Origin of the sequence: Kitasatospora sp. NPDC101447 (genome assembly GCF_044767225.1) — a bacterium.
In the GTDB taxonomy this organism is placed as follows: Bacteria; Actinomycetota; Actinomycetes; order Streptomycetales; family Streptomycetaceae; genus Kitasatospora.
Map to the genome: position 1 here is coordinate 73,287 of NZ_JBIWNL010000036.1, position 17,448 is coordinate 90,734.

The following is a 17,448-nucleotide window of genomic DNA, read 5'->3' on the forward strand; positions in this document are numbered from 1 at the left end:
AAAACGCATACGGATTTCATCGCGTCCGCGCACTCCACCTGTCGATAACGGCAGTCGTGCGGCTACCCTGGCACGGTACGCGCGCGGCCCTGCGAGGTGCCGCGCGTACCGCCACCAGTGGACCGCGCCCTTTCGGGCCCGGCCACTCGGCACCCTTCGTACGTCGGATCCGCCGACGTACCATGGCGCCGGAATCTGCAACGCCGCAGGCCCAGACCGAGGAGAGATCCGTGAGCGACCTTCGCACGCTGCGCAACTACATCAACGGTGAGTTCGTCGACGCGGCTGACGGCCGCACGCTCGACATCGTGGACCCGACCACCGGCGAGGTGTACGCGACGTCGCCGCTGTCCGGCGCCGCGGACGTGGACGCCGCCATGGCCTCCGCCGCCGCCGCTTTCCCGATCTGGCGCGATGCCACCCCGAGCACCCGGCAGAAGCTGCTGCTCAAGATCGCCGACGCCGTCGAGGCCCGGGCCGACGAGATCGTCGACGCCGAGGTGCGCAACACCGGCAAGCCCCGCGCGCTGACCCTCTCCGAGGAGATCGGCCCGATGGTGGACCAGATCCGCTTCTTCGCCGGTGCCGCCCGCCTGCTGGAGGGCAAGGCCGCCGGTGAGTACATGGACGGGATGACCTCGATCGTCCGCCGCGAGCCGGTCGGCGTCTGCGCCCAGGTCGCGCCGTGGAACTACCCGATGATGATGGCCGTCTGGAAGTTCGCCCCGGCCCTCGCCGCGGGCAACGCCGTCGTCCTGAAGCCCTCGGACACCACCCCGGCCTCCACCGTGCTGCTGGCCGAGATCATCGGCGGCATCCTCAAGGAGCTGGACCTGCCGGCCGGCGTCTTCAACGTCATCTGCGGCGACCGCGAGACCGGCAAGCTCATGGTCGAGCACAAGACCCCGGCGATGGCCTCCATCACCGGCTCCGTCCGGGCCGGCATCCAGGTCGCCGAGTCGGCCTCCAAGGACGTCAAGCGCGTCCACCTGGAGCTGGGCGGCAAGGCCCCGGTCGTGGTCTTCGAGGACGCCGACATCGCCGAGGCCGTCGAGGGCATCTCCGTGGCGGGCTACTTCAACGCCGGCCAGGACTGCACCGCCGCCACCCGCGTGCTGGTGCACGAGTCGATCCACGACGCCTTCGTCGAGGCGCTGGCCAAGGCCGCGGCCGAGACCAAGACCGGTGGCGTGGACGACGAGGACGTGCTGTACGGCCCGCTGAACAACGCCAACCAGCTGCAGCAGGTCACCGGCTTCATCGAGCGGCTGCCCGCCCACGCCAAGGTCGAGGCCGGTGGCCACCGGGTCGGCGACAAGGGCTACTTCTACGCCCCGACCGTCGTCTCCGGCCTGAACCAGGACGACGAGATCGTCCAGAACGAGGTCTTCGGCCCGGTCATCACCGTGCAGAAGTTCACCGACGAGGACCAGGCCGTCGAGTACGCCAACGGCGTCGAGTACGCGCTGGCCTCCTCGGTGTGGACCAAGGACCACGCCCGCGCCATGCGGATGTCGCGCCGCCTGGACTTCGGCTGCGTCTGGATCAACACCCACATCCCGCTGGTCGCCGAGATGCCGCACGGCGGTTTCAAGAAGTCCGGCTACGGCAAGGACCTGTCGTCCTACGGCTTCGAGGACTACACCCGCGTGAAGCACGTCATGACCGCGATCTAGCGGGTCGTGACCGTCGGGCGCAGTATGACCGCGATCTAGCGGGTCGTGACCGACGAGCGCAGTATGACCGCGATCTAGCGGGTCCTGACCGACGGGCGCAGTATGACCGCCATCTGATGTAGCGATCATCGGTCGAAATGACAATGGGCCCGGGGCTTTCCGCCCCGGGCCCTGTGTCTTTGCACCCTGTCGACCGATCGCGCGACCGGCTGACAAGATGGAACTGCACTTCGCCGGTGGTCGGCCCTAGCCTTACCGGCATGAGCATCCCCACCGCTGACTCAGCCGCCGGCCAGGCCGTCAAGGCCGCCGACCGCGCGCACGTCTTCCACTCGTGGTCCGCCCAGGCGCTGATCGACCCCCTCGCGGTGGCCGGCGCCGAGGGCTCGTACTTCTGGGACTACGACGGCAACCGCTACCTCGACTTCTCCTCCCAGCTGGTGAACACCAACATCGGCCACCAGCACCCGAAGGTGGTCGCCGCGATCCAGGAGCAGGCGGCGAAGCTCTGCACCATCGCGCCCGGCTTCGCGGTCGAGTCGCGCAGCGAGGCCGCCCGGCTGATCGCCGAGCGCACCCCGGGCGACCTGGACAAGGTCTTCTTCACCAACGGCGGCGCCGAGGCCAACGAGAACGCGATCCGGCTGGCCCGGCTGCACACCGGCCGGCAGAAGGTGCTCTCCACCTACCGCTCGTACCACGGCGCCACCGCCAACGCGATCGCCCTCACCGGCGACCCGCGGCGCTGGGCCAACGAGACCGGCGTCTCCGGCGTGGTGCACTTCTGGGGCCCGTACGCCTACCGCTCCAACTTCCACGCCGAGAACGAGGCGCAGGAGTGCGAGCGCGCGCTGCGGCACCTGGAGGAGGTGATCGCGTTCGAGGGGCCGGGCACCGTCGCGGCGGTCATCCTGGAGACCGTGGTCGGCACCGCGGGCATCCTCGTCCCGCCGCCGGGGTACCTGGCCGGGGTGCGGGAGATCTGCGACCGCCACGGCATCGTGTTCATCCTCGACGAGGTGATGGCGGGCTTCGGCCGCACCGGCGAGTGGTTCGCCGCCGACCACTGGGGCGTCACCCCGGACCTGCTCACCTTCGCCAAGGGCGTCAACTCCGGCTACGTGCCGCTCGGCGGCGTGGCGATCAGCGCCGAGATCGCGGCCACCTTCGCCGAGCGGGCGTTCCCCGGCGGGCTCACCTACTCCGGCCACCCGCTGGCCTGCGCCTCCGCGGTGGCGACCATCAACACGATGGCGGAGGAGGGCATCGTCGAGAACGCCAGGCACATCGGCGAGAACGTGCTCGGCCCCGGTCTGCGCGAGCTGGCCGAGCGGCACCCGTCGATCGGCGAGGTCCGCGGCCTCGGCGTGTTCTGGGCGCTCGACCTCGTGAAGGACCGGGAGACCCGCGAGCCGCTGGTGCCCTACAACGCCGCGGGCGCCGCGAACGCGCCGATGGCCGAGCTGGCCGCCGCCTGCAAGCAGCGCGGGCTCTGGCCGTTCGTCAACATGAACCGCTTCCACGTCGTCCCGCCGTGCACCGTCACCGAGGAGGAGGCCAAGACCGGCCTCGCGGTGCTGGACGAGGTGCTGTCGCTCACCGACGCGCACACTGTCTGACGTTCCTACCAGGACGGCCCCGGCACCCGTGTGCGTGCCGGGGCCGTCCCACGCTCCGGAAGGCCGCTCATGCCCAGCACCACCCTGACCCGCCGCTCGTCCGACTCCCGTCCAGTGCGCCGACGTTCCGTGCTCGGCGGGGTCGCGCTGCTCGGTGCCGGCACGCTGACCGGCTGCGGGATCCCGTCCGCGTACGTCGCCGAGGACCGCCGCTCCGCGCCGGACCGGTCGGAGAGCGACCGGCGGCTCGCCTTCTCCAACTGGACGCAGTACATCGACACCGACGACCAGGGCGGGCGGCCGACCCTGGAGGCCTTCACCGAGAGGACCGGGATCGAGGTCACCTACACCGAGGACATCAACGACAACGACGAGTTCTTCGGCAAGATCAGCCCGGTGCTCACCCAGGGCGCCGACCCCGGCCGGGACCTCATGGTGGTCAGCGACTGGATGGCCGGGCGGTACGTCTCGCTGGGCTGGGTGCAGGCCATGGACCGGGCGAACCTGCCCAACGTCACCGCCAACCTGGACCCGCAGCTCGCGAACCCGGCCTTCGACCCCGGGCGCCGGCGCAGTGTGCCCTGGCAGTCCGGGATCACCGGCATCGCCTACAACCGCAAGGCGCTCGGCCGGGAGATCAAGTCCACCGCGGACCTGTGGGCGCCCGACCTCAAGGGCCGGGTCACGCTGTTCGCCGGGCTGGACGAGGCGCTCGGGCTGCTGATGCTCTCCCAGGGCGCGGACATCTCGGCGTTCGACGACGACGACGCGAACAAGGCGATGGACCTGGTGCAGAGGATGGTCGACAGCAGCCACATCCGCCGCTTCACCGGCAACGACTACACCAGCGACCTCGCCTCCGGAGCGGCGCTCGCCTGCCAGGCCTACTCCGGCGACGCGGTCCAACTCACCGCCGAGAACCCGGACATCGAGTTCGTGGTGCCGGAGGAGGGCGGCGAGCTGTGGGCGGAGAGCCTGATGATCCCCAACCGCGCCACCCACAAGCGCAACGCCGAACTGCTGGTCGACCACTACTACCGGCCCGAGGTGGCCGCCGAGCTCGCCGCGTTCGTCCAGTACATCTGCCCGGTTCCGGCCGCCCGCGAGGTGCTGGCGGCCAGCGGCGACAAGGAGAAGGCCGAACTCGCCGAGAACCCGCTGGTCTTCCCGACCGAGGAGATGCGCGCCCGGCTGCGCACCATGCGCGACGTCACCTCGGCCGAGCGGCCCGCGCTGCACAAGGTCTGGGGGCGCATCACCGGGGTGTGAGGCCGCACCACCGGGGGCGAGGGGCGGGGCGCTAGCGCCGCACGGCGTCCAGGGCGAGCAGCGCGACGTGCAGGGAGAGGCAGGACTCGACCTGGTCGAGGTCGACGCCGAGGATCCGCTCGACCTTGTGCAGCCGGTCGTAGAAGGACGGCCGGGACAGGTGCGCGGCGTCCGCCGCGGCCGACTTGTTCCGGCCCTGCTCCAGGTAGATCCGCAGCATCTGGACCAACTGGCCGTTGTGTTCGGCGTCGTGGGCCAGCAGCGGCCCCAGCTCCCGCTCCACGTAGGTCTGCAGCCGGGCGTCGTCGCGCAGCAGGTGGAGCAGGCCGCGCAGCCGGACGTCCGGGAGCCGGTAGTAGGAGGAGGTGCGGCCGCCGCCGGGCACGTCGTGCAGGGCGGCGTCGGCGACCTGGGTGGCTTCCAGCAGGGTGCGCCGGGCGTCGCGGACCGAGCCGACGGAGGAGCCGACCGCGACCACCGGGCCCGCCGGGTCGGTGCCCTCGCGGCCGGCCTCGGCCGACATCCGGCGCAGCGCGGCCGAGAAGGAGTCCAGCGCGGCGTGCTCGTCCTGCTGGGCGCCGAGCGAGATCAGCAGGCCGACGGCCTCGTCGTCCAGTGCGCCGACCAGCGCGGAGAGCCGGCAGGACCGGACCGCGCCCGCGGCCAGCTCGGTGAAGTCGCGCAGCCGGGCCTGCGCCTCCAGCGCGGCCGGGATCGGCCCGCGGCGCTGCCGCAGCACCACGCCGACCAGCCGCCGGCCCTCCAGCGGGACGCCGAGCGCCTGGGCGCGCAGCGCCGCCTCGGAGACGGTCAGCGCGTGGGTGAGGATGCCGGAGAGCAGGGTGCGGTGGGTCTGCCGCTCCAGGCTCTCCCGGTCGCGGACCACCAGCCGGTTGAGCGCCAGTGCGGAGGCGCCGCGCTCCAGCAGCATGGTGTGCGGGTGGGCCTCGCCCTCGGGCAGCGGGCCGGGTTCCTGCACCAGCACCAGCCGGCCCCAGTCCTGGCCGCGGGCGCCGACGGTGGTGACCAGCCAGCCGCTGCGCGGGTCGTGGCCGGTGCGGCCGGGCGGACGGACCCCGCGCGAGCGGCGCTCCCAGTCCTCCAGCACCTCGGCCTCCGGGCGTCCGGCGGCGTCGTGGGCGAGCACCTGGTGGGCGAGGTTCTCCAGGACGACCGGCCCGCCCGCCATCCGGGCGACCTGCCGGATCACCTCGGGCGGCTCGGCGCCCTCCACCACCAGCTCGTTGAACACCTGGTGGACGGACTCGGAGATGCGCAGCTGCTCCAGCTGGGCGTTGACCACCAGGGCGTGCACGGCCTCGGTGACGGCGACGAACCGCAGCTCGCGGCGGAGCGTGATCAGCGGCAGTCCGCGCTGCTCGGCGGCGTTCACCAGGGCGCGGGGGAGCGCGTCGAAGTAGCGCCGCCCGTACTCGACGACCAGGCCGGCCACCCCGACCTCGTCCAGCTCGCGGACGTAGCGGGCCAGGCCCTCGCGGTCCTCGGGCAGCGCGATGCCGGTGGTCAGCACCAGCTCGCCGCCCCGGAGCATCCCGGCGACGTCGGGCAGTTCGCTCACGTGGACCCAGCGGACCGGGCGCTCCAGGTGGTCGGCGCCGGCCACGACCTGGGGCAGGCCGCGCCGCATCACCTCCAGGTCGAGTACGCGGGCGACGGTGGGGAGCATCGCGGGCCTCCATGTGCAGGGCGGGGGCTGGGGCTGGAGTGGGGCGGGCGTCGGCGGGGGCGGTCAGAGTGTCAGGTGAATCATCCATCCCCACGACGACCTGTCGCCCTGCCCGGACCCTTGCACCCTGTAAGGCCCTTCGTGTCGAGATTGTCGCAGTGACCCTTGTCACGCCCCGGCGGCACCGGGCATGGTCAGCGGGTCGGCTGTGGCGGAAAACCGACCCCACGGCGGAATCCGTCGCAGTGACCGGAACGCAACCGTGGAATCCCTTGTCCGGACGTGTCCGGACTGCCAGGATCGCGCAACCCCGATGATCGACAGGACGGACTCCCGCCCCCCGCAGACCCCCACCGCGGAGGCGGCTCTCCGTCGCTCAGTCGTACCACCGGCACTTGGAGGAACCAGATGGACCTGACCGACTTCGGCGCGGGCGCGCAGTACATCGCGGGCCGCCCGGCCCGGGGGAGCGGCGAGCCCTTCCAGGTCGTCAACCCCGCCGACGGCAGCGTGGTCGAGCAGGTCACGCTGGCCGGCACCGACGACGTGGACGCGGCCGTCGCCGCCGCGAAGGCCGCGCTGCCCGGCTGGTCCTCCGCCACCCCCGGCGCGCGCTCCGAGGCGCTCACCCGGCTGGCCGCCGTGCTGACCGACGCCTGCGGCGACCTCGCCCGGGTGGAGACCGCGCAGACCGGCAAGCCGGTCAAGCTGGCCACCGAGTTCGACGTCCCCGGCACCATCGACAACGCCGCGTTCTTCGCCGGTGCCGCCCGCAACCTGGAGGGCAAGGCGGCCGGCGAGTACTCCGGCGACCACACCTCGTACGTGCGGCGCGAGGCGATCGGCGTGGTCGGCTCGATCTCGCCGTGGAACTACCCGCTGCAGATGGCCGCCTGGAAGATCCTCCCGGCGATCGCCGCGGGCAACACCATCGTGCTCAAGCCGGCCGAGCTGACCCCGCTGACCTCGCTGATGTTCGCCGGGGCCTGCACGGCGGCGGGCATCCCGGACGGCGTGGTCAACGTGGTCACCGGCGCCGGGCGCACCGCCGGCGAGCACCTGGTCGGGCACCCGGACGTCGCGATGGTCTCCTTCACCGGCTCCACCGGGGTCGGCAAGCGGGTCGCCGAGCTCGCCACCGCGAGCGTCAAGCGCACCCACCTGGAGCTCGGCGGCAAGGCCCCGTTCGTGGTCTTCGACGACGCCGACCTGGACGCCGCCGTGCACGGCGCCGTCGCCGCCTCGCTGATCAACGGTGGCCAGGACTGCACCGCCGCCACCCGCGCGTACGTCCAGCGCCCGCTGTACGACGCCTTCGTGGCCGGGGTGGCCGAGCTGTTCGCGGCGATCCGGATCGGCGACCCGCTGAACCCGCGGACCGACCTCGGCCCGCTGGTCTCGTACGCCCACCGGGACCGGGTGGCCGGCTTCGTGGAGCGCGCCCGCGGCTACGCCACCGTGGTCACCGGCGGCCGCGTGCCCGAGAAGGGCCACGACGGCAGCGACCTCACCCGGGGCGCGTACTACCCGCCCACCCTGATCACCGGCGCGGCCCAGGACAGCGAGGTCGTCCAGGGCGAGGTCTTCGGCCCGGTGCTGGTCGTGCTGCCCTTCGACGGCGACGACGAGGGCCTGCGGCTGGCCAACGACACCCCCTACGGCCTGGCCGCCTCCGCCTGGACGAGCAACGTGCACCGCTCGCTGCGCGCCACCCGGGAGATCGCGGCCGGGTGCGTCTGGGTCAACGACCACATCCCGATCATCAGCGAGATGCCGCACGGCGGCTACAAGGCGTCCGGCTACGGCAAGGACATGTCCCAGTACTCGCTGGACGAGTACACGCAGGTCAAGCACGTCATGTTCGACACCACCGCGGTGGCCCGCAAGGACTGGCACCGCACCGTCTTCGGAGACAGATAACCCCCGGACAAGGGCGCTTCCCCCCACGCCCCTCTCTCCCCCAGGAGGCCCGTTCCATGGCGTTCAACGAGCTCACCGACGGTCTGCCCGAACCGGTCCGCAGGGCCTGGGAGCGCAGCCTGACCAGCGGCCGGGCCGCACTCGGCCGCCGCACCCTGCTGCGTGCTGCCGCCCTCACCGCCGGAGCCGGCACCCTGGCCGCGTGCGGCATCCCGGCGGCCCCCCGGGCGACCGGTGACTCCACCGCGAACGCCGCCAAGGACCTCTCGGACACGGAGAAGGAGGTCGCCTTCTCCAACTGGCCGCTGTACGTCGACACCGACGAGAACGACAAGGAGAAGCACGGCACCCTGGAGGCCTTCACCCAGGCCACCGGGATCAAGGTCAGGTACAACGAGGACGTCAACGACAACGTCGAGTTCTTCGGCAAGATCAAGCCGCAGCTCGCCTCCGGGCAGGACACCGGCCGCGACCTGATGGTGCTCACCGACTGGATGGCCGCCCGGCTGATCCGGCTCGGCTGGGTGCAGAAGCTCAACCCGGCGAACGTGACCACCGCGATCACCACCGTCGAGTCGCGCTTCCGCGCCCCGGACTGGGATCCGGGCCGGCTCTACTCCTACCCGTGGGCCGGCATCCAGACCGTCGTCGCGTACAACAAGAAGGCGACCAAGGGGAAGGAGGTCACCAGCGTCTCCCAACTGCTGGACGACCCCGACCTCAAGGGCCGGGTCACCTTCCTCTCCGAGATGCGCGACAGCATCGGGATGGTGCTGCTGGACCAGGGCAAGGACTCCGCGAAGTTCACCGCCGACGACTTCGACGGCGCGATCGCCCGGCTGCAGAAGGCCGTCGACAGCAAGCAGATCCGCCGCTTCACCGGCAACGACTACGGCCAGGAACTCTCCTCCGGCGACATCGCGGCCTGCATCGCCTGGGGCGGCGACCTGATCCAACTGCGCGCCGACAACCCGGACATCGAGTTCGTCATCCCGGAGAAGGGCTTCCTCTCCTCGACCGACAACATGCTGGTTCCGGCCAAGGCGCAGCACAAGGCGAACGCGGAAAAGCTGATCGACTTCTACTATCAGCCGAAGATCGCGGCGCAGCTGGTCGCGGGCATCGGCTTCGTCTCCGCCGTCACCGGGATGCAGGACGAGCTCGCCACCCTCGCCCCGGACTCCGCGGCCAACCCGCTGGTCGTACCCACCCCCGAGATGGCGGCCAAGGCGCACGTGTTCCGCACGCTCACCGAGAGCGAGGAGAGCGACTTCGAGCAGAAGTTCTCCAAGCTCATCGGCGCCTGACCCCCGTCCCGGCAGAGAAACCCAGGAAGACACCACCCATGACAGACCAGCAGCGAGACTCGGCCGCCGGCGGCGACGTCCGGCTCACCGGCATCGGCAAGACCTACGGCGCCTTCACCGCCGTCCACCCGCTCGACCTGACCGTCCCCCAGGGCTCCTTCTTCGCCCTGCTCGGCGCCTCCGGCTGCGGCAAGACCACCACCCTGCGCATGATCGCCGGCCTGGAGGAGCCCACCAGTGGCACCGTGCTGATCGGCGGCCAGGACGTCACCGCCCTGCCCCCGTACAAGCGGCCGGTGAACACCGTCTTCCAGAGCTACGCCCTCTTCCCGCACCTGGACATCTTCGAGAACGTCGCCTTCGGCCTGCGCCGGCGCGGCAAGAAGGACGTCAGGAAGCAGGTCGACGACATGCTGGAGCTGGTCGAGCTCGGCCAGTACGCCCGGCGCAAGCCGCACCAGCTCTCCGGCGGTCAGCAGCAGCGCGTCGCCGTCGCCCGCGCGCTGATCAACCACCCGCAGGTGCTGCTCCTGGACGAGCCGCTCGGCGCGCTCGACCTCAAGCTCCGCCGGCAGATGCAGCTGGAACTCAAGCGGATCCAGACCGAGGTCGGCATCACCTTCGTGCACGTCACCCACGACCAGGAGGAGGCCATGACCATGGCCGACACCATCGCGGTGATGAACGGCGGCCGGGTCGAGCAGCTGGGCGCGCCCGCCGAGCTGTACGAGAACCCCGCCACCACCTTCGTGGCCAACTTCCTCGGCCAGTCCAACCTGCTGCCCGCCGAGGTCACCGGCAGCGAGGGCGGCGACCTGCTGCTGAGCGCGGCCGGCGCCCGCCTCACCGTGCCCAGGGCGCGCTGCGCCACCGACGCCAAGCGCGTCCACCTCGGCGTGCGCCCGGAGAAGATCACCATCACGCACGCCTCCGAGGAGGTCGCCGACGGCCGCAACAAGCTGGCCGGCACGGTGCTCGACTCCAGCTTCATCGGCGTCTCCACCCAGTACGTGGTGCGCACCGACGGCGGCCAGGAGGTCACCGTCTTCGAGCAGAACATGGAGCGCGACGCCCGGATCGTCCCCGGCGCCGCCGTCCGGCTGCACTGGAACCCGGCGCACTCCTTCGCCCTGGACGCCTCGCAGGCGATCGACGCGGGCACGTCGGAGGAGGCCGCATGACCACCACCACCCCGGCCGCGCCGCCCCAAGTCGTCCCGCTGGTGGCGGAACGCAAGCCCAGGCGCAAGCTCACCCCGTACTGGCTGCTGCTGCCGGGCATCGCCTGGCTGGTCGTCTTCTTCGCCGTCCCGATGGTCTACCAGGGGTCCACCTCGCTGCAGACCGGCTCGCTCGAAGATGGCTTCAAGGTCACCTGGCACCTCTCGACGTACTGGGACGCCCTGGTCGAGTACAAGTGGCACTTCGTCCGCTCGTTCTCGTACGCGGCCGTCGCCACCGTGCTCTGCCTGGCCGTCGGCTACCCGCTCGCGTACACGATCGCCTTCAAGGCGAGCAAGCGCTGGCGCAACGTCATCCTCATCCTGGTCATCGCGCCGTTCTTCACCAGCTTCCTGATCCGCACGCTGGCCTGGAAGACCATCCTGTCCGACGGCGGCCCGGTGGTCGGCGCGCTGAACGCGCTGCACGTCCTGGACCTCACCAACCTGGTCGGCCTCACCTCCGGCGACCGGGTGCTGGCCACGCCGCTCGCGGTGGTCTGCGGCCTCACCTACAACTTCCTGCCGTTCATGATCCTGCCGCTGTACACCTCGCTGGAGCGGATCGACCCGCGCCTGCACGAGGCGGCGGGCGACCTCTACGCCCGGCCGTTCACCACCTTCCGCAAGGTCACCTTCCCGATCTCGCTGCCGGGCGTGGTCGCGGGCACCCTGCTGACCTTCATCCCGGCGTCCGGCGACTACATCAACGCCCAGCTGCTGGGCTCGCCGAGCGAGCAGATGGTCGGCAACGGCATCCAGAAGCAGTTCCTGAACGTGCTCGACTACCCCACGGCCGCCGCGCTGAGCTTCATCCTGATGGCCCTGATCCTGGGCATGGTGACGGTCTACATGCGCAAGGCCGGGACGGAGGAACTGGTCTGATGTCCCGGATTCTGAAGTGGGTCCGCGCCCACCTGGTGGTGCTGGCCGGCCTGCTGGCCCTCGCCTACCTGGTGCTGCCCAACCTGGTCGTGCTCGCCTTCTCGTTCAACAAGCCGGTGGGCAAGTTCAACTACGAGTGGAACGAGTTCTCCACCGACGCCTGGACCAACCCCTGCGGCGTGGCCGACATGTGCCAGTCGCTCTCGCTCAGCCTGCAGATCGCGGTGTTCGCCACCATCGGCGCCACCGTGCTCGGCACCATGGTCGCCTTCGCGCTGGCCCGCTACCGCTTCCGCGGCCGCTCGGCCACCACCGCGATGATCTTCCTGCCGATGGCCATGCCCGAGGTGGTCATGGCCGCCTCGCTCGGGACGCTCTTCCTCAACATGCGCATCCCGTTCGGCTTCACCACCATCCTCATCGCGCACATCATGTTCTGCCTCAGCTTCGTGGTGACGGCGGTCAAGGCGCGCGTGATGAGCATGGACCCGAGGCTCGAACAGGCCGCGCAGGACCTCTACGCCACCCCCGTCCAGACCTTCCTGAGGGTCACCCTGCCGCTGGCGGCGCCCGGCATCGCGGCGGGCGCGCTGCTCAGCTTCGCGCTCTCCTTCGACGACTTCATCATCACCCAGTTCAACTCGGGCCCGACCACGGTCACCTTCCCGATGTTCGTCTGGGGCGCCTCGCAGCGCGGCATCCCGGTGCAGGTGAACGTCATCGGCACCGCGATGTTCCTCGCCGCGGTCGTGCTGACCGTCGCCGGCCAGTGGCTCGGCAACCGGAGGAAGGCCACCGCCTGACGTACGGTCGGTCAGCGGTGGCTCGTACTGTCATCTATCCGTAGAAAGTGGCTGATAATGCATGGACTCCGCCCGCGCACTCAGTGACGCCAGGCCCACCCCCTTCTGGCTGGAGGACCCGGGCCGGCCGGCGGCGCTGCCCGCCCTGGTCGGCGACACCACCTGCGACCTGCTGGTCGTCGGCGGCGGCTACTCCGGCCTGTGGACCGCCCTGATCGCGAAGGAGCGTGACCCCTCCCTGGACGTCGTGCTCGTCGAGGGCAGCGAGGTCGGGTGGGCCGCGTCCGGGCGCAACGGCGGATTCTGCGCGGCCAGCCTCACCCACGGCTTCGGCAACGGCCTGGAACGCTGGCCGTCCGAACTCGCCCAGCTGGAACGCCTCGGTGCCGCCAACCTCGACGGCATCGAGGCCACCCTCAAGCGCTACGGCATCGACGCCGAGTGGGAGCGCACCGGCGAGATCGACGTGGCCACCCAGCCCCACCAGGTCGAGGAACTCCACGAGGTCGCCGAGGCGGTCGCCCGCTACGGCCTCGACATCACCGTCCTGGACGCCGACCAGCTGCGCGCCGAGGTGAACTCGCCGACCTTCCTCGGCGGCCTCTGGGACAAGGAGGGCGTGGCCATGGTCCACCCCGCCAAGCTCGCCTGGGGCCTCAAGGACGCCTGCCTGAGCCAGGGCGTGCGGATCTTCGAGCACACCCGGGCCACCGACCTGCGGGAGCACGGCAGCGGCATGGCCGCCCGCACCCCGTACGGCCGGGTCTTCGCCCGCCGGGTCGCCCTCGGCACCAACGTGTTCCCGTCCCTGCTCAAGCGGGTCCGCCCGTACGTCGTGCCGGTGTACGACTACGCGCTGATGACCGAGCCGCTCACCGACGAGCAGCTCGCCTCGATCGGGTGGCGCGGGCGGCAGGGACTCGGGGACAGCGCCAACAAGTTCCACTACTTCCGGCTCTCCGCCGACAACCGCATCCTCTGGGGCGGCTACGACGCGGTCTACCACTACGGCGGGCACGTCCGGCACGAGTACGACCAGCGGCCGGAGACCTTCCGCACCCTGGCCGGTCACTTCTTCCGCTGCTTCCCGCAGCTGGAGGGGCTGCGCTTCACCAACGCCTGGGGCGGCGCGATCGACACCTGCAGCCGGTTCTCGGCGTTCTTCGACACCGGGTACCGGGGCAAGGTCGCGTACGCGGTCGGCTACACCGGGCTCGGCGTCGGCGCGACCCGCTTCGGCGCCGAGGTGATGCTCGACCTGCTCGCAGGCGAGCGCACCGAGCGCACCTCGCTGGAGATGGTCCGCAGCAAGCCGCTGCCGTTCCCGCCCGAGCCGGTGCGCTGGGCCGGGATCGAGATCACCACCCGGTCGCTGGAGCGGGCCGACCGCAACGGCGGCCACCGCAACCTCTGGCTGCGCACGCTCGACCGGCTGGGGCTGGGCTTCGACAGCTGACCCGGTCCACCCGGCCGGGTGAACGCCCACCACCTGAGTGCTCAGGACCCGTGTAAGAGGGACCCGTGTAAGAGGGACCCGCCGTCCGCCTCTCCCTGGTGACGGCGGGTCCCGGTCATTCCCGCCGCCCGAACAGTACGAACGGCGAGAAGCGAGAAGCGGGGACAGACATGGAGAACACCGGACTGCACTGGCTCGTACAGGTGGCACCGGACCCGGAGGCCTTCCGGGCGCAGTGGGAACGCACCGGGCTGGGCCTGGTGCTGCTGCCGGCCGGCCGGCGCTGGGACGTCCTCTCCGTCCCCGGACGGCTCGGACGCCGGGCACTGGAGATCCTGGGCACCGTCCTCTGCGGCCCCGTCCTCACCGACTCCGGCGAGGAGCACTTCGGCTTCCTGGTGCCGGTCGGCACCGCCGCCCGCTGGGTCGGCACGGGCGTGCGCAGCGCGGGGGAGGGCACCTGGATCGTCGTCCCGCACCCCGAGCGCAGCAGCCGGAGCGTGCGCTGGCTCGTCCCTCCGGACGGCTCCGGGCGGCTCACCGACCCCGCGCTGCTGGAACTCGGCCTGCACGAGGCCGCGGCGGGTCTCGGCGGATGGTGAGCGGGCCGACGGTGGTGCAAGGGGCGACGGTGGCGCACGGCGCGGGCGGTCGCGTCAGACTGGAGGCGTGACCACCGCTCCACACGCCGTCGACGCGTCCCTCCGACCGGGCCCGGCCCAGCTGCGCCTGGCCGGGCCGGCCGCACCGGTCTGCGACCGGCACGGCCTCGCCCTGGCCGGCGGACACGCGCTGCGCGCCCACGGCGTCGCGGCCTGCGTACAGGACGGGCTCACCCTGGTGACCGGCGGCGCCGACCTGCCCGAGGTGGCCGAAGCGCTCGCCGGGGCGTACCGCGCGGCAGGTGGCGGGGTGGCCGAGCGGCCGGGCACCCCGCGGCTGGAGCAGCTCACCGTCCGGCTGGCACTGGGCGGCCGGACGCACACCGTGGAACTGCGCAAGGAACCGCTCGGCCACCGGTCGGTCCGGCTCGACCTGGGCGCACCCGGGCCGGACGAGCCGCCGGCGGTGCTGCCGGTCGTGGCCCTGGAGGACGCGGCGGCGCTGACCACCGCGCTGCTCGTGGACCGGGGCATGCCGCGCGACCTGGCCGACGTCCACGCGCTGACCCGCTACTACCGGGAGGGCGAACTGCTCGCGCTGGCAGGGGAACTGGACCCGGACTTCCAGCCCGCCGCGCTCGCCGACCGGTTGGAGACGCTCGCCGAGGCGGCGGACGGGCGGTTCCGCGCCCGGGGCGTCCCGGCCAGGGCCGTGGCCGGACTGAAGCGCTGGGCACTGGCATGGGCGCAGGACCTGCGGCTGGACCTGCTGGAGACCCAGGAGGCCGCGGACGGGCTGCACGATCCGTACCTGGAGGACCCGTACCCGGGGGATCCGTCCTCGGAGGACGAGTCCTAGCCGCGTCCCGGAGGAAGCGGCGCGGGGGCGGGGCGCGGTGGCCCCGGCCCACGGCAGCCCCGGGCCTGCGGGCGCCGTGGCCTGCGGGTGCGCTGGCGTGCGGGCACCCTGGTTTGCCGGCACCCTGGCCTGCGGCGATCCCCGGGGCGTGGGCGGAACACGTTCGGAGTAACGGCCGACGACCTGTAAGGCTGAATCCGAGATCCCCGTCAGCCTGTTCGTTGAGCAGGGCCGGGACGGGGACCAGACTGGAAGGCGAGCGCGGTAGCCCCGTGAATCCCGTCGCCCGGCCCACTCGCGGGCGGCGCCAAACCGGACCGGCGGCAGGATGCCGCCCGGGACTTCGGAGGCAGACGGACCTTGAGCAAGCACATCATTCACTGGATCGGCGGCAAGCCGGTCGCCACCGCCGGTACGGCGCCCCGCCGCGGTGACATCTTCGACCCGGCCACCGGCCAGGTCGCCGGCCAGGTCGACTTCGCCGGGATCGCCGAGGTGGACCAGGCCGTGGCCGCCGCCGCCTCGGCCTTCGCCGAGTGGCGCACCGCCTCGGTCGCCAAGCGGTCGACGGTGCTCTTCGCCTTCCGCGAGCTGCTGAACGCCCGCCGCGACGAGCTGGCCTCGATCATCGTGTCGGAGCACGGCAAGGTGCACTCCGACGCCCTGGGCGAGATCGCCCGCGGCCTGGAGGTCGTGGAGTACGCCTGCGGCATCCCGCAGCTCATCAAGGGCGGCTTCACCGAGCAGGCCTCCACCGGCATCGACGTCTACTCGATCCGCCAGCCGCTCGGCCCGGTCGCCGTCATCTCGCCGTTCAACTTCCCGGCGATGGTGCCGATGTGGTTCTTCCCGATCGCCATCGCGGCGGGCAACACCGTCGTGGTGAAGCCCTCGGAGAAGGACCCGTCCGCCGCCAACTTCCTCGCCGGGCTGTGGAAGGAAGCCGGCCTGCCGGACGGCGTCTTCAACGTCGTGCACGGGGACAAGGTGGCCGTCGACCGCCTGCTGGAGCACCCGGACATCAAGTCCGTCAGCTTCGTCGGCTCCACCCCGATCGCCCGCTACGTCTACGAGACCGGTACCCGCTACGGCAAGCGCGTGCAGGCCCTGGGCGGCGCCAAGAACCACATGCTGGTCCTGCCCGACGCCGACCTGGACCTGGCCGCCGACGCCGCCGTCAACGCCGGCTTCGGCGCGGCCGGCGAGCGCTGCATGGCGGTGTCCGTGCTGGTCGCGGTCGACCCGATCGGCGACGAGCTGGTCGAGAAGATCAAGCAGCGGGTCGCCACCCTCAAGGTCGGCCCGGGCTGCAACGGCGACTCCGAGATGGGCCCGCTGGTCACCGGCCAGCACCGCGACAAGGTCACCTCCTACGTGGAGTCCGGTGTCGCCGACGGCGCCGACCTCGCCGTGGACGGCCGCAAGCACCCGGTCACCGCCGAGGACAAGGACGGCACCCCGACCGCCGACGGCTTCTGGCTCGGCCCGACGCTGTTCGACCACGTGAAGCCCGGCATGTCCGTCTACAACGACGAGATCTTCGGCCCGGTCCTCTCGGTCGTGCGCGTCTCCTCCTACGACGAGGGCCTGGCGCTGATCAACGCCAACCCGTACGGCAACGGCACCGCCCTCTTCACCAACGACGGCGGCGCGGCCCGGCGCTTCCAGTTCGAGGTGGAGGTCGGCATGGTCGGCATCAACGTGCCGATCCCGGTGCCCGTCGCCTACTACTCCTTCGGCGGCTGGAAGGCCTCCCTGTTCGGCGACGCCCACGCGTACGGCCCGGACGGCGTGCAGTTCTTCACCCGCGGCAAGGCCGTGACCCAGCGCTGGCTGGACCCGTCGCACGGCGGCATCAACCTCGGCTTCCCCACCAACAGCTGAGCCCGTCCCGCGCGGCGCGCCGGCCGGACCCCTCTCCCCGGGGCCCGGCCGGCGCGCTTTTGCCTGCCGTTTGCATCCGGCCCCAGAAGCGCGTAGAGTTCTTCGAGCTGCTCGGCAGGGAGCACCGGACACGCGTCTGCGCGGACGGTCCCGGGGCGGCCAATCCCCTGAAACACCACTTCCCAGGTTCGGGCTGGGTTGCGTTCGCATTTCTGCGTCGCGGCTCGGTTCTTATTCGGCGTGTTCGTTTTATCGGATTGCG

Annotated in this window: 13 protein-coding genes; 12 read left to right on the top strand and 1 reads right to left on the bottom strand. The window is 71.5% G+C overall.

Annotated features, from left to right (window positions below; all coding sequences use genetic code 11):
- Positions 1-182: 182 nt before the first annotated feature.
- The 3 genes from ACIRST_RS34125 (at position 183) to ACIRST_RS34135 (ending at position 4,564) form a co-directional block, all read left to right on the top strand.
- Complete coding sequence (locus ACIRST_RS34125; protein ID WP_350524568.1) at positions 183-1,676, top strand: gamma-aminobutyraldehyde dehydrogenase; 1,494 nt, start codon at positions 183-185, stop codon at positions 1,674-1,676.
- A 260-nt stretch (positions 1,677-1,936) separates the two neighbouring features.
- Positions 1,937-3,295 carry an aspartate aminotransferase family protein gene (locus tag ACIRST_RS34130; protein WP_402807326.1) on the top strand — a complete coding sequence of 453 codons (1,359 nt, stop codon included), beginning with the start codon at positions 1,937-1,939 and terminating at the stop codon, positions 3,293-3,295.
- 69 nt (positions 3,296-3,364) lie between these two features.
- The gene (locus ACIRST_RS34135) at positions 3,365-4,564 is read left to right on the top strand and encodes a spermidine/putrescine ABC transporter substrate-binding protein (RefSeq protein WP_350524566.1); all 1,200 of its coding nucleotides are present in this window, start codon (positions 3,365-3,367) and stop codon (positions 4,562-4,564) included.
- Positions 4,565-4,595: 31 nt separating this feature from the next.
- Here ACIRST_RS34135 and ACIRST_RS34140 read toward each other — a convergent pair whose 3' ends face one another.
- A complete protein-coding gene (locus ACIRST_RS34140; RefSeq protein ID WP_350524565.1) occupies positions 4,596-6,251 on the bottom strand; it encodes a PucR family transcriptional regulator ligand-binding domain-containing protein in 1,656 nt (551 codons plus the stop codon).
- A 408-nt stretch (positions 6,252-6,659) separates the two neighbouring features.
- On the opposite strand from ACIRST_RS34140, the gene ACIRST_RS34145 reads away from it, so the two are divergent.
- The 9 genes from ACIRST_RS34145 to ACIRST_RS34185 all read left to right on the top strand — a co-directional run bounded on the left by ACIRST_RS34145 (position 6,660) and on the right by ACIRST_RS34185 (position 17,186).
- Positions 6,660-8,171, top strand: a complete 1,512-nt coding sequence (locus ACIRST_RS34145) for a gamma-aminobutyraldehyde dehydrogenase (protein WP_402807330.1) — start codon at positions 6,660-6,662, stop codon at positions 8,169-8,171.
- Positions 8,172-8,227: 56 nt separating this feature from the next.
- Entirely contained in the window at positions 8,228-9,478 is a 1,251-nt protein-coding gene (locus ACIRST_RS34150) for a spermidine/putrescine ABC transporter substrate-binding protein (protein ID WP_402807333.1), read from the top strand.
- 38 nt (positions 9,479-9,516) lie between these two features.
- Complete coding sequence (locus ACIRST_RS34155; RefSeq protein ID WP_402807335.1) at positions 9,517-10,659, top strand: ABC transporter ATP-binding protein; 1,143 nt, start codon at positions 9,517-9,519, stop codon at positions 10,657-10,659.
- A complete protein-coding gene (locus tag ACIRST_RS34160) occupies positions 10,656-11,582 on the top strand; it encodes an ABC transporter permease (protein WP_350524561.1) in 927 nt (308 codons plus the stop codon). The genes ACIRST_RS34155 and ACIRST_RS34160 overlap by 4 nt, the downstream gene beginning before the upstream one ends.
- Entirely contained in the window at positions 11,582-12,385 is an 804-nt protein-coding gene (locus ACIRST_RS34165; RefSeq protein ID WP_350524560.1) for an ABC transporter permease, read from the top strand. Before ACIRST_RS34160 ends, ACIRST_RS34165 begins: the two co-directional genes overlap by 1 nt.
- Positions 12,386-12,446: 61 nt before the next feature.
- On the top strand, positions 12,447-13,841 hold the full coding sequence (locus ACIRST_RS34170) for an FAD-dependent oxidoreductase (RefSeq protein ID WP_350524559.1): 1,395 nt from the start codon (positions 12,447-12,449) through the stop codon (positions 13,839-13,841).
- Between the two features lie 170 nt (positions 13,842-14,011).
- Positions 14,012-14,443, top strand: a complete 432-nt coding sequence (locus ACIRST_RS34175; protein ID WP_402807340.1) for a hypothetical protein — start codon at positions 14,012-14,014, stop codon at positions 14,441-14,443.
- Between the two features lie 67 nt (positions 14,444-14,510).
- Positions 14,511-15,302 carry a hypothetical protein gene (locus ACIRST_RS34180; protein ID WP_402807342.1) on the top strand — a complete coding sequence of 264 codons (792 nt, stop codon included), beginning with the start codon at positions 14,511-14,513 and terminating at the stop codon, positions 15,300-15,302.
- A gap of 360 nt (positions 15,303-15,662) precedes the next feature.
- A complete protein-coding gene (locus ACIRST_RS34185) occupies positions 15,663-17,186 on the top strand; it encodes a CoA-acylating methylmalonate-semialdehyde dehydrogenase (protein WP_402807345.1) in 1,524 nt (507 codons plus the stop codon).
- The last annotated feature ends 262 nt before the right edge of the window (positions 17,187-17,448 follow it).

Excerpts from the sequence above, each read along its gene's own strand:
- ACIRST_RS34125 (WP_350524568.1), top strand. The coding sequence starts at position 183 with ATGGCGCCGGAATCTGCAACGCCGCAGGCCCAGACCGAGGAGAGATCC.
- ACIRST_RS34130 (WP_402807326.1), top strand. The coding sequence starts at position 1,937 with ATGAGCATCCCCACCGCTGACTCAGCCGCCGGCCAGGCCGTCAAGGCC.
- ACIRST_RS34135 (WP_350524566.1), top strand. The coding sequence starts at position 3,365 with ATGCCCAGCACCACCCTGACCCGCCGCTCGTCCGACTCCCGTCCAGTG.
- ACIRST_RS34140 (WP_350524565.1), bottom strand. The coding sequence starts at position 6,251 with ATGCTCCCCACCGTCGCCCGCGTACTCGACCTGGAGGTGATGCGGCGC.
- ACIRST_RS34145 (WP_402807330.1), top strand. The coding sequence starts at position 6,660 with ATGGACCTGACCGACTTCGGCGCGGGCGCGCAGTACATCGCGGGCCGC.
- ACIRST_RS34150 (WP_402807333.1), top strand. The coding sequence starts at position 8,228 with ATGGCGTTCAACGAGCTCACCGACGGTCTGCCCGAACCGGTCCGCAGG.
- ACIRST_RS34155 (WP_402807335.1), top strand. The coding sequence starts at position 9,517 with ATGACAGACCAGCAGCGAGACTCGGCCGCCGGCGGCGACGTCCGGCTC.
- ACIRST_RS34160 (WP_350524561.1), top strand. The coding sequence starts at position 10,656 with ATGACCACCACCACCCCGGCCGCGCCGCCCCAAGTCGTCCCGCTGGTG.
- ACIRST_RS34165 (WP_350524560.1), top strand. The coding sequence starts at position 11,582 with ATGTCCCGGATTCTGAAGTGGGTCCGCGCCCACCTGGTGGTGCTGGCC.
- ACIRST_RS34170 (WP_350524559.1), top strand. The coding sequence starts at position 12,447 with ATGGACTCCGCCCGCGCACTCAGTGACGCCAGGCCCACCCCCTTCTGG.
- ACIRST_RS34175 (WP_402807340.1), top strand. The coding sequence starts at position 14,012 with ATGGAGAACACCGGACTGCACTGGCTCGTACAGGTGGCACCGGACCCG.